The organism is Pantoea sp. ME81, assembly GCF_903970985.1.
GTDB lineage: Bacteria > Pseudomonadota > Gammaproteobacteria > Enterobacterales > Enterobacteriaceae > Pantoea > Pantoea communis.
In genome coordinates, this window is the sequence record NZ_CAJCKS010000161.1 from 1 (window position 1) to 10,965 (window position 10,965).

Here is a 10,965-nt window from a genome sequence, read left to right on the forward strand (position 1 = left end):
GTCCCGGTTCATGACCACTGCAATGGTGGTCTGGCGTGCATTGATCGGGATTGTGCGCATTCACCGGTAATACATGTTCATCAACATGATCTCCGTGTGGATGATGAAGATGGCCGTCGTGCAAGTAATCGATATGTCCTTCATGGGGAATCGCGGTATGACCACAGTGCGCACCATGTTGATGGTCATGATGTTGGTGATGCTGCTCTTTACAATCACTCATTTACTGACTCCATATCCAGAGATGTGGCGCAAATAGCGGTTGCCGGATCCTTGCCCGGCAACCCCATAACTATAGATCAGTCCTTCCTTCATGAGAGACGTGCGGTAGTGTGAGCGAGGTTAAATTCCTAAAAATACTCGCAGTAATCTTATCTATGCAAACTGGTATTACCTTCCCTGACTGACTACACCTTAAACGTCCTTGTTATCTCCTTAACGTCCTTTTCGCATCCTTGATGCGACCTTATTGACTTGTGTTGCTGCGGTGTCATGCGCAAGTCACATCTTTTACGCGTCAGGCACAAAGCGTCTGACTCATCACGGAGTGGATGATGAAAAAACGCAAATCCGCACTTTCCCTTGTCGCGATAGCGACCATAAGTACCCTGCTGGCAACACCTGACGCTGAGGCGTGGGACAGCTTAACGGTTTTTGGTGATAGCCTGAGCGACGGTGGCAATGTTGGGCGTTTTACCGCCGACGGCGCGCAGCATCCGCTGTACGATGAAATTTTGGCAACGCATCTGGGTGAAAATCTACTGCCTTCCGATTTAGGCGGCAGTAACTATGCCCAAGGTGGTGCTGTTGCGGTATCTGCTTTGGATCCTGATTTGAACACCCAGGACCAGCTGGCGACCTATCTGCAATCCACCGGTGGACGCGCTGACAGCAACGGCTTGTACATTCATTGGGTCGGTGCAAATGATATTGCCGCCGCCGTCACCAATCCGCTCACCGCACGTGAAACCATTAGCAACAGCGCAATTTCTGCGGCTTCCCAGGTCAAAACGCTACTGGATGCGGGCGCGGGAGCGGTCATCGTGCCCAATGTTCCACAATTGGGGCTGACGCCCTACATGGTGCAGATCGTCTTGAGTACGTTTGGAACATCAGCCATGGTCGCGGCTTTTCAGTCGCTCGATAACGCTGCCACACCGGATGCTGCCGCCCGCCAACAGGCGGTGAAAGAGGCCTTTACAGCCGCCGCCGGACAAATTTCGGGCGACCCCACGGCGCGTGAAGTATTGGCTCAACAGCTTTACGACGCCTGGCAAGCACTCAGTACTCAGGTGACAGCCTTGTCCGATGGCTACAACCAGCAGGAAGAGGCCCAGTTGGCCGCGTTGAAGGGCAACATCGTTCGGGTAGATATCGCTGGACTGTTTAGTGAGGTGGTTGCGAACCCTGGACGTTATGGTTTGACCAACACCATCGGCATTGCCTGTCCGGTGGGCACCTCTGCAGATGAATGCCACTCCTCTGATGCGGGTTTTAGTAGCGCACAAGCGTATCTGTTTGCCGATCGCCTGCATCCCAGCCCGGCAGTGCACGCTATGCTGGCAGATTATATTCAATCGATTCTCGATGCTCCTGCACAGGTCGCGGCACTGTCGCAATCCACACTGCTGATGGCGCGCGACATGCATAATACGCTGGATGGGCATTTGCAACAGCAGCGCCAGCAACCGGCCAGCGCGGGACAGTTCACGGTGTTTGGTGGCTACGCCGGGCAGCACGTTGATTATCAAGGTGATGACTGGAGCGACGGTGATGCAAACACCACTAATCTGACGTTGGGGATCGGCTATCAATTGACCGATAACTGGCAAACGGGTTTGTTGTTCTCAAACAGCAATCAGCGCATGGATCCTTCATCAAACTATGACTACAAGCTGCGCGGTAATCTGGTGGCGCTCTACAGTCAGCTCACCTTGTTCGATCAAGGCTGGATCAATGCCGATCTCCATTATGCCGATCTCGATTTCGACAGTATCGAGCGTAACATCAACATCGGCCCTGCCACCCGGACTGAACAAGGCAACAGCAGCGGTAAATTACTGGGCATGCGGGTACAAACCGGCTGGGATTTACCTTTGGGGACGCATATCACCACAGGCCCGGTTGCCAGCTATGCGCTGGATTATGGACGCGTGGGTGGCTATGAGGAAAATGGCAATAGCAGCACCTCGATGCGCTTCTCTGATCAAACGCTTCACTCACAGATCGGTTCAATTGGCTGGCGCGTCGATAGCCGGCAGTGGGTGGTCAATCCGTGGGCTCAGGTCAGTTATAACCATCAGTTTGGTGACACGGATTCAACCGTACGTGCTGGTTTGAAATCCACCCAGACCTCTTTTGAGCGGACGGTGGCGGCTGGGGATAAAAACTGGCTGGATGTGGCGGTCGGTGCCAATGTGCCGTTGGGCGATACGGTCAATGCCTTTGCTGGCGTGTCCACCGTCGCCAGTCACAGCGATGACCATCAGGTGACCTGGAACGTCGGGGTTAATGCCACATTCTAGGATGATGTGCCAGCAAGTCGTGGCTTGCTGGCACCGTTTTAGCTTCACTTAACCTTAATAAATAAGTGAATGAATCAGTTACCGGCTTAAGGTTTTCGATCGGAATCTTGCGTAGATTGCTCAATTTTTGCGGCCGCGATAAGCAATAATGTGCCTGCGATTATTCTGTAAAATCACGCTCTTACCGCTGCGCTTTCTTTCTGCAATCATTACCTTGGTTAATTCCATTTATCTGTTGGATGTTTAACGTCTCTAATTACACTGGCACACATCAACACATTAACTATCAGCTACTTATACTGCATGGGGGCAGTTATTTTCTCTTAATATTTAAGGGGTACACCATGGTTAATGCGTCCAATAACACCACGCCACAAAATGCCGTCAACGCCACAACGGGTGCCGTCGTGCAGTTGAAAACCATTGATGAATTACGCGCTACTGTACCGACATCCGGAGGTGAAATCGCTTCCGTGCTGGAGTACACCAAAGGCAGTAAAATGGGAGGCGGGGTGTTTGTGTATGACGCGACCGATACCACCAGCCCAGACGATGGTGGAATTGTCTTTATCGCGGCAGGCAATAAACGCTGGAAGCGAGTGATTCAGGATTATAGCACCGTCACCGTTTTGGATTTTGGTGCTATAGCCGACGGTAAAACGGATTGTATCGAGGCAGTAAAACGTATGTTTACCTGGTCACAGCGTGTGCTGCCTGCTGCCGGTATCCGTTTTACCGCCGGTGTATTCAGCATGTCTACTTTCGACATCTCAGACAAAGAGATTAACCGTTTCAAAGTTTCGGGTGCTAACGTCAATTTTGGCTACTTTCCCACCACCACATTGACATTCAACTGGGGTACACAGCCACGAGGACTGCACTTTTTTAAAGTCAATGCGCGCTATGCCGAGATTTCGGGCATTGTGGTAAAAGGCATGAGTTCAAATAACGGCGGAGACGGCGGTACCGCATTTAATAAAGTCGGTTTTTACGCCAACATTATCACCGGCGGGCAGTTTCTGCGCGTGAGCAGTATGGAGTTTCGCTATCTGGGCGGACGAGCACTGGATCTGATCGATACGCTGGATTGTAAGATTGATCAGTTTTATTCAAGAGGCTGTCAGGACAGCATTGTGTATGCACGCTGGTCCGATCGTGCAGCAGGTGCCTGGGACCACAGCACGGCCATTGAATTATCCAACTTCAATTTGCAAGAAAATACCCTAAAGCCGGTGTTGGATTTACCGCGCTGCACCCAATCCTTTATTCGTAATGGCTGGATTGAACATTCAGAATTCGCCGGGGATTTAACCAATGGCCAGTGGGTGATTGAGGGGCTGGCGATTGAATCAACGACTAATCCGTTAAAATTGGGCTATTGCCGCGCGTTGATCATTCAGAAAAGTATTCATAACCAAAGCGCCGGGTTTGATTACAGCACCGAAGGTATCGAACCCTGGTCACTGCTGGCGGAAGGTGATCGCGGGCTGATGGAAATATCGGATTGGGGTGCCATCATTCAGGGCTCGCTAAACTATGATTATATTACCTCGCAACACCATATGGATAACCGTAGCGATAAAGAGAAATGGTTCTACATTGGCGAATTTAATTTCTCCGATGAAGGGACGCAGATACACGTGCGTGTGGTGGGGACATCGCAAATATTATCGCAAAGCGCCACGCAAACTCAGTACTCTGGACGAACGCCAGAAGGGGTGGCCAATATTTACCTCCAGGCGCGCAACAATGCCAATACCATTGGCAGCTGGTATGGCGAAGGCTCATGCCCGGTGACGAAAGTGCACATTGAGGGAGGAGCAACCCGCACGAAGCTTTACGTTAAATTGGCGCAATTCACTGGATTTGCCACCGCGCTGGTGGAAACCAATGGTAAAGATCGCTACAAGGCGGGATTATGTTTTATCTTCCGCAAAAGCTATACCGCCTGCTCTGAAGCCGATGCGCAAAAGTTCGATGCAGCCCCTGTTGTGGCTTTCGAACAGCACTGGATTGGCAATGAAAAAGTGGGGATCGGCTACAACAACGACCAGGAATTGCTGTTAAATGGAACGGTTATTACTGGTCAGCCTGAAGAGTACGAACCGGGAAAATGGCGTACCCGGCGTTATTTGAAAGTCCGGGTGAATGGCAACGAATGGAGTATTCCTTTAAATAGTGCAACAGAGCCCTATATTTAACGCGATTTGTTTAAAAGAAAAATAAAGCTGACCATCGGATGATCAGCTTTTATCATTTAATTCAGGGAATCAATTCACGCCTTGGATATGCACGTCCGGTAGCGTTTCACGCACTTCCCAGCCGCGTAGCTTCCCGGGATTTAATAAATTATGCGGATCGCAGGCGCGTTTCATCGCGACTACATCGGCGCGGACCATGCCTTGTTTGCCATCTTCAATATGAATCACATGCGGATTATTGATTTTAATACCCTGGCTGCGGTAAATATCCATAATCTCATTTAAGCGCTCCTCCGTGCTGTAACGCACTAGCGGCAATCCACTGCAGGTGAGTGTGCCGTTCATATCACGCAGAAACTCAATATGAGACATCACTTCACTCGATAATTGTGATTCCATCATCAGCGCCTGCTGGTGGTAATTTTCAGCCGCATACGCAGTTTGCAGATAGGTCAGGGTTTTATCGATTTTGAGCGCCTGCAACGTGGTGTGGTTCCAGCAATATTCAATCAGTGAATGACCGCTGTTTTCACCCTCGGCATAGCGCAGTGCATTGTGTCCCGCATGCTGCGCCAGTATTGCGGGCAATAGGAGATCACTTTCGCAGCCCACCACTGAAATCACGCCGTGCATGCCGCTGAATTCGGCATCGGACAAATCGCTGAAGTAATCCATCACCTGTGCAGCAAACACCGCTATCTGGCGTTTCACCAGACCCGGTGAACGCGCCAACGCATCGGCGAAAGCCATCGCAGCAGCGAAAGTGGTGAAGGTATCAAGACGCTCAATCCAGTCGTGGCGTGGGGCCAGCGCCAGTTCGATCTCCAGCACAATGCCATTGCTCCCATAAGCATGATGCAGCAGCAGCGCATCCGGTGCCTGCAAGCTGATGATGCGTGGCGTTTCCTCCATGGTCATCATGCGCACTGACAGCACGTTGCCCGGCGCGGCTAACGGCCCGTAATTGACCGATCCTACACCGCCAAATCCTCCACCAAACAATCCACCCAGCGTAGCCAGTTTCCATGTGGACGGCATGCAGCGTAACTCCCAGCCATGCGGGCGCGTATAGGTTTCCAAATCCCCAAGACGAATGCCTGCCTGTGCTCGCACCGTGCCTCTGCCCATCGCCGTGACGGCATTGAGCCGCGTCATATCCACCATCACACCGCCATCCAGTGGGATCAGTTGTCCGTAGTTACCGGTGCCACCTCCGCGCAAATTAAGCGGTACGCGGGCTTTGGCGCAGGCGGCGACGACCGCAGCGAGTTCGGTCTCATCGCGCGGGCGCACCGCCAGTTCCGCAAATTTCTCCTCCAACTGCGGCTTCAGCACCGGACTGAACCAGTGGAAATCACGTGACAGACGTTTAACCTTGGGTGCTTCTTTAATCCAGTCAAGTTCAGGCAACGCCGCGACCAGCGCCGCCAGTGCAGACTGGCGATCGGAATCAGACATGTGGACATCCTATGCATATTTTGGGGAGGGCGGCCTGAAGGCCGCGCCTGATGTAAATCAGAGCGATGTGCAACGGCAATCATCAGCCGCCACGTCGATTAACCAGGACTCAACTCGCTCTCGTGCCAGGCAGCCAGCACCCGACGTGTCAGCCACGACATCAAGGCAAACAGCAGGAATCCAGCCAGAGAGATCAGCAGCAATGCGGCAAACATCAGCGGAATATTAAGCTGATAACCGGCCTGCAGAATCTGGTAAGCCAGCCCGGTATCGGTGCCACCGGTGCCCGCGACAAACTCTGCCACCACGGCACCAATCAACGACAAACCGCTGGAGATGCGTAATGCGCCGAAGAAGTAGGGCAGCGCCGAAGGAATGCGCAGACGCAGCAGAATTTGCATGCGTGATGCATGGTTGAGTTTGAAATAGCTCAACAAACCGGGCGAAACGCTTCGTAAGCCCTGCGTGGTGTTAGAAATGATCGGGAACACTGCCATCAGTGTGGCGCACACCACCAACGACAGCGTGGTGTCTTTGACCCAGATGATGATCAACGGTGCAATGGCGACAATCGGCGTGACTTGCAGAAAAACGATATAGGGAAACAACGCCGTTTCAATAAAGCGGTTCTGCACCAGCAGAAAGGCAATGATTGAGCCGATGACAATCGCAACCACAAAGGAGATCACGGTGATCTTCAGGGTATAGAGCAAAGACATGAACAACGTCGGAAAGTTTTGCACCAGACTTTGCGCGACCACCATCGGTGAAGGTACCAGAAAGGTCGGCACTTTAAAGATGGTCACCAGAAATTGCCATAACAGCAGCATGACAACCGCGACAATCGCCGGGAATAGCCACTGCTGGAATTTTAAACTGGCGGCGAGTGGTTTCATTATTTTCTCTCCTGACTGGCTGCCAGCAAGCCACGTTGTAACTGTTGCGCATAATGCGTGAACGGCTGGCTGACGCGGAATTCATCGTCGCGCGGCTGAGTGGTTTCAATGCGAATGTCATCCACCACGCGCCCTGGACGTGCCGCCATCATGATCACCCGTTGCGAAAGGAACACCGCTTCCTGAATCGAGTGAGTCACGAACACCACGGTGAGTTTCTGTTCCTGCCACAAATCTAGCAGGTCACTGTCGAGTTTGTTGCGCGTAATCTCATCCAAAGCACCAAAGGGTTCATCCATTAACAGCACTTTGGGGCGCGTGACCAGACCGCGCGCAATCGACACGCGCATCTGCATGCCGCCCGAAAGCTCGCGCGGCAGAACGTGACCAAATTGGCCCAGTCCCACCAGTTCGAGAATCTCTTGTACACGCGTATCCGCTTCAGCGCGTGGCACGCCGGCTAAATCCAGCGGCAGGCGCACATTTTTATGCACTGTGCTCCACGGCATCAGCGTGGCTTCCTGGAAAACGAAAGAGAGCGGAAGATCACGCTGATTTTCCCGACGATCGCGGCGGAATAGCATCAGCTTGCCGTCTGTCGGCTCAATCAACCCAGCGATCATTTTCAAAAGGGTACTTTTGCCACAGCCGGAGGGCCCCAGCAGCGAGACAAATTCACCCTGACGAATGGTGAGATCCACGGGCAGCAGTGCACGCGTGCCATTGGGGTAAATCTTCTCCGCTGAAAGCACCTCAATCGCTGGGGGTGCCGCAGGCACCGGCACCGGTTGCGCATCAGCATTTCTCAGCGTTAATTTGCTGGCGGTGTTCATGGCATGACCTTGACGTCTTTAATGAACTGCAAGGTATAGCTACCTTCAAACGGGACTTTAGCCGGATCGATTAGCTTGTTGTCCACCAGCAGCTGCCAGGTCTGTTTGAGACGTGGTTCGGTAATAATGCCAATCCCTCCGGTTTGCGCATCACCGCCGGTCACCATCTGGTATTTCTTCATCTGGGCGATACCAAAGGCAATCTGTTGATCGCTCATCTGCGGGTTTTCTTTCTTGATCAGCACATTGCCTGCGCTGGGATCCTGCAGATAATTTTTCCAGCCTTGCATCGAGGCTTTAACGAACGCGGCAACAGCTTGTGGGCGCTTCTCGATGGTCGATTTCATGCAAACAATGCTGTTGCCGTACGGTGGATAGCCCCAGTCACTGATTGGATAGACGTTGGCCTGGGCATTGGCTTTCTGCACCGCAAACGGCTCGGAGGTGATATACCCTTGCTGCACCAGCGTTTTATCCGCAAGGAACGGCTGAATACTGAAGGTGTATGGACGCACGCGGGCATTTTTCAGGTTCAGCGCGCTTTGTGCCCATGGCCAGTAAGAGGTATAGGCTTCTGCAGCGAGCAGGAAGGTTTTGCCTTGCAGATCGGCTTTATCTTTCACATCGGGATGAGTGAGAAATGCGATGGCTGAATGCTGGAAGGTGGTGGCGACGGGCACGGCTTCAACCCCTTGTTGCCACGATTCCAGCGCTTGCATATTATCGCTGATGATACAGTCCGCCTGACCCGCCGCCATCAACTGCATGGTGTGCACCTGTGGGCCGCCCATTTTAATCGTGACGTCCAGGCCAGCGTCTTTATACAGATTCTGTGCCTGCGCCTGATAGAAGCCGCCATGTTCCGCCTGGGCATACCAGTTGGTCATAAAGGTAAAGGGTTCAGCCGCCATGATCTGGGCCGACAGCGCCAGTGAAAGTGCGGCTACCATGCTCATTTTTTTCATCATCGTCGATCCCCGTTTAGCGCGGTTGTAATAGTGATGCAGCGTCGTTGTGATCTAATACCTTGCCCTGCCATTGGCCCGTGCCCCACGCCGGTTCGGCGCGTGTCACCCAGACCATCTGGTGCACTTCAGTGATCACCTGCGCCCAGCTTTCGGCGAGAGAATCAAGAATGGCCGCGCCTTGCTCAGGGGTGGAAGGCAACGGATCGCCAATCACACCGCTTGGACCAAAATCATAAGAAGCCCAGGCCGCCATCGGCTTGTTGGTGGAGAGTGTCGGGCAGGGGAATTCAGGCGGATAATTCGCTACAGCTTTGCTCATCTGCACGGTGTCGGGTGCCAGCGCCAGCATCAGTGCGGTTTCGGCGTGTCCGGCGTGCATCGCCATTTGCCGCTCTTTGTCATCCATAAAGCTCTCGGCGCAGTTCGGGACTTTGAAGGTGTCCTGCATGATGATGATCATATCGCCGTGACGCAGGCGCAGTTCGCGCGCCGCCATCTGCAATGGCTGTGGCTGACCGCCATGACCATTTACCATTAAAAACTTACGAAAACCGGCTCGATACAGTGACTCGCCGATTTCCAAAATAGTGTGCAGCAAGGTTTCACCGGTTAGCGTTAGCGTGCCGGGAAAGTGCAGGTGCTCATCGGATTTGCCATAAGTGATGGGCGGAATAGCGTAAGCCGGTATCGCGGCCGGTAAACGCGCCATCGCGTGACCGACCACGCCAGAGGAAATCACGCTGTCCACCGCGCACGGCAGATGCGGACCGTGCTGTTCAATAGCACCGGTTGGCAGCACAATTACCGTGTTGGCTTTATCGTCCAGCGTGGCAATGTCAGTCCAGCTCAGATACGGCAAAAAGCGGTTTGCCGGGATGTAACCATGCAACATACAGATTCCTCGTGTTATTGCGGCAACCACGCCGTGGCTTCAACTTCGATTAAAACGTCCGGACTCGGCAGCATTTCACTGACTTGCACCACGGTGGAGACCGGCGGTTCATCGGGAAAAAACTGCTTACGCACGCGACTGTAGTGGGGAAAATGATCGAGATTGCGGAAATACTGCACCAGCTTAAATACATCGCTCATCTGGCCGCCGGCACTTTCTATAGTGGTGCGGATGCTCTCCAGCACGTACCAACTCTGCGCCAGAATCGGGCCTTCTTTAATATCCGTAGAGAACTCGCCGGTGCGACCCAGCAGTAACTGGGCTGCTTGCGGAATATCGCCGTAACCGCGCACGATAGTGGCAGTCTGTGGGTTCACCGGAATAATGCCGGAGAGAAAGATAAAGTCGCCCACGCGTCGCCACGCGGCATATTTTGCCAGCGGTTTTCCCGCTCCCTCATCAAGCGCCATTGCTCTCGTCTCCATAACGCACACCCTGTTTTAACCGATAGCGCTGACGCTGGCGCAACGGCCAGCTGGCGACATCGGCCTGCGGAAAGATCACTAAATCGTTTTGCTGGAAAGCCTGCGGATGGCAGATAAGTTGGGAGGCTTCATCAAAAGCCGCCCCCAGTTGCAGGCTTAACAGGCCACTGAACAACGTATCCAGCGGGTCGTAACTGCCTACGGGGCAAAAGGCGTCTTGCACGTTGTCCGCGCCCAGCAGTACGGGAATGCCTCGCGCGATCGCCTCTTTCACCAGCGTTAAACCACGCTGACGTGGCGTGCGGTCGGGTACTGCGTCTTGCAGCAATAAATTTGTCAAAGGCAGGGCGATCAACGTCACACGCTGTTGGGCTAGCAGGTAAATGATTTGCAACGCATCGTCCTGTTGCGTCAGCGCGCAGCTATGGCTGCAGGTGATATTTCCACTAAAAGGGTGATGTTCCAGATAGTTAGCTAGCCAGCGCATACCCTGCGCATCCGCATTCAGCTCTTCATCAATGTGCAGATCAATATCCAACTGCCACTGCTCGGCAGCCTGCATCAAATGGGTAAAAGCTTGCGTATCCCAGTTGCTGCTGTGAATAAATCCGCCCAGTAGCGCACCTGGCCCGCTCACGGCAACCTGTGCCGCAATAGATCAGCAGATCACACGTCTGAACTCCAGTCACATTCAGAAATCTCGTATG

The 10,965-nt window shown here is 53.1% G+C and carries 9 protein-coding genes and 1 pseudogene; 2 read left to right on the forward strand and 8 right to left on the reverse strand.

Annotation, left to right across the window (positions count from 1 at the left end):
* Positions 1-223 (reverse strand): annotated as a pseudogene (locus H7A81_RS21815) (hypothetical protein); the annotation flags it as partial.
* 331 nt (positions 224-554) lie between these two features.
* Between H7A81_RS21815 and H7A81_RS21820 the strand changes: the two are divergent.
* Both H7A81_RS21820 and H7A81_RS21825 read left to right on the forward strand, forming a co-directional pair.
* Positions 555-2,525 (forward strand): autotransporter outer membrane beta-barrel domain-containing protein, encoded by a 1,971-nt coding sequence (locus tag H7A81_RS21820; protein WP_182058704.1) that lies wholly within the window; start codon positions 555-557, stop codon positions 2,523-2,525.
* 344 nt (positions 2,526-2,869) lie between these two features.
* Entirely contained in the window at positions 2,870-4,726 is a 1,857-nt protein-coding gene (locus H7A81_RS21825; protein WP_182058705.1) for a hypothetical protein, read from the forward strand.
* Between the two features lie 69 nt (positions 4,727-4,795).
* Here H7A81_RS21825 and H7A81_RS21830 read toward each other — a convergent pair whose 3' ends face one another.
* The 7 genes from H7A81_RS21830 to H7A81_RS21860 all read right to left on the reverse strand — a co-directional run bounded on the left by H7A81_RS21830 (position 4,796) and on the right by H7A81_RS21860 (position 10,895).
* Positions 4,796-6,184: an FAD-binding oxidoreductase gene (locus H7A81_RS21830; RefSeq protein ID WP_182058706.1), complete on the reverse strand. Its 1,389-nt coding sequence runs from the start codon at positions 6,182-6,184 to the stop codon at positions 4,796-4,798.
* Between the two features lie 98 nt (positions 6,185-6,282).
* Complete coding sequence (locus tag H7A81_RS21835) at positions 6,283-7,080, reverse strand: ABC transporter permease (RefSeq protein WP_182058707.1); 798 nt, start codon at positions 7,078-7,080, stop codon at positions 6,283-6,285.
* Complete coding sequence (locus H7A81_RS21840; RefSeq protein ID WP_182058708.1) at positions 7,080-7,913, reverse strand: ABC transporter ATP-binding protein; 834 nt, start codon at positions 7,911-7,913, stop codon at positions 7,080-7,082. Before H7A81_RS21840 ends, H7A81_RS21835 begins: the two co-directional genes overlap by 1 nt.
* On the reverse strand, positions 7,910-8,881 hold the full coding sequence (locus tag H7A81_RS21845) for an ABC transporter substrate-binding protein (protein WP_182058709.1): 972 nt from the start codon (positions 8,879-8,881) through the stop codon (positions 7,910-7,912). The genes H7A81_RS21840 and H7A81_RS21845 overlap by 4 nt, the downstream gene beginning before the upstream one ends.
* Before the next feature lie 13 nt (positions 8,882-8,894).
* Complete coding sequence (locus H7A81_RS21850; protein ID WP_182058710.1) at positions 8,895-9,773, reverse strand: creatininase family protein; 879 nt, start codon at positions 9,771-9,773, stop codon at positions 8,895-8,897.
* 14 nt (positions 9,774-9,787) lie between these two features.
* Complete coding sequence (locus H7A81_RS21855; RefSeq protein WP_182058711.1) at positions 9,788-10,243, reverse strand: RidA family protein; 456 nt, start codon at positions 10,241-10,243, stop codon at positions 9,788-9,790.
* A complete protein-coding gene (locus tag H7A81_RS21860; protein ID WP_370529975.1) occupies positions 10,233-10,895 on the reverse strand; it encodes an amidohydrolase family protein in 663 nt (220 codons plus the stop codon). Before H7A81_RS21860 ends, H7A81_RS21855 begins: the two co-directional genes overlap by 11 nt.
* Positions 10,896-10,965: the final 70 nt, after the last annotated feature.

Coding starts and splice junctions, on each gene's coding strand:
- H7A81_RS21820 (WP_182058704.1), top strand. CDS start 555: ATGAAAAAACGCAAATCCGCACTTTCCCTTGTCGCGATAGCGACCATA.
- H7A81_RS21825 (WP_182058705.1), top strand. CDS start 2,870: ATGGTTAATGCGTCCAATAACACCACGCCACAAAATGCCGTCAACGCC.
- H7A81_RS21830 (WP_182058706.1), bottom strand. CDS start 6,184: ATGTCTGATTCCGATCGCCAGTCTGCACTGGCGGCGCTGGTCGCGGCG.
- H7A81_RS21835 (WP_182058707.1), bottom strand. CDS start 7,080: ATGAAACCACTCGCCGCCAGTTTAAAATTCCAGCAGTGGCTATTCCCG.
- H7A81_RS21840 (WP_182058708.1), bottom strand. CDS start 7,913: ATGAACACCGCCAGCAAATTAACGCTGAGAAATGCTGATGCGCAACCG.
- H7A81_RS21845 (WP_182058709.1), bottom strand. CDS start 8,881: ATGATGAAAAAAATGAGCATGGTAGCCGCACTTTCACTGGCGCTGTCG.
- H7A81_RS21850 (WP_182058710.1), bottom strand. CDS start 9,773: ATGTTGCATGGTTACATCCCGGCAAACCGCTTTTTGCCGTATCTGAGC.
- H7A81_RS21855 (WP_182058711.1), bottom strand. CDS start 10,243: ATGGCGCTTGATGAGGGAGCGGGAAAACCGCTGGCAAAATATGCCGCG.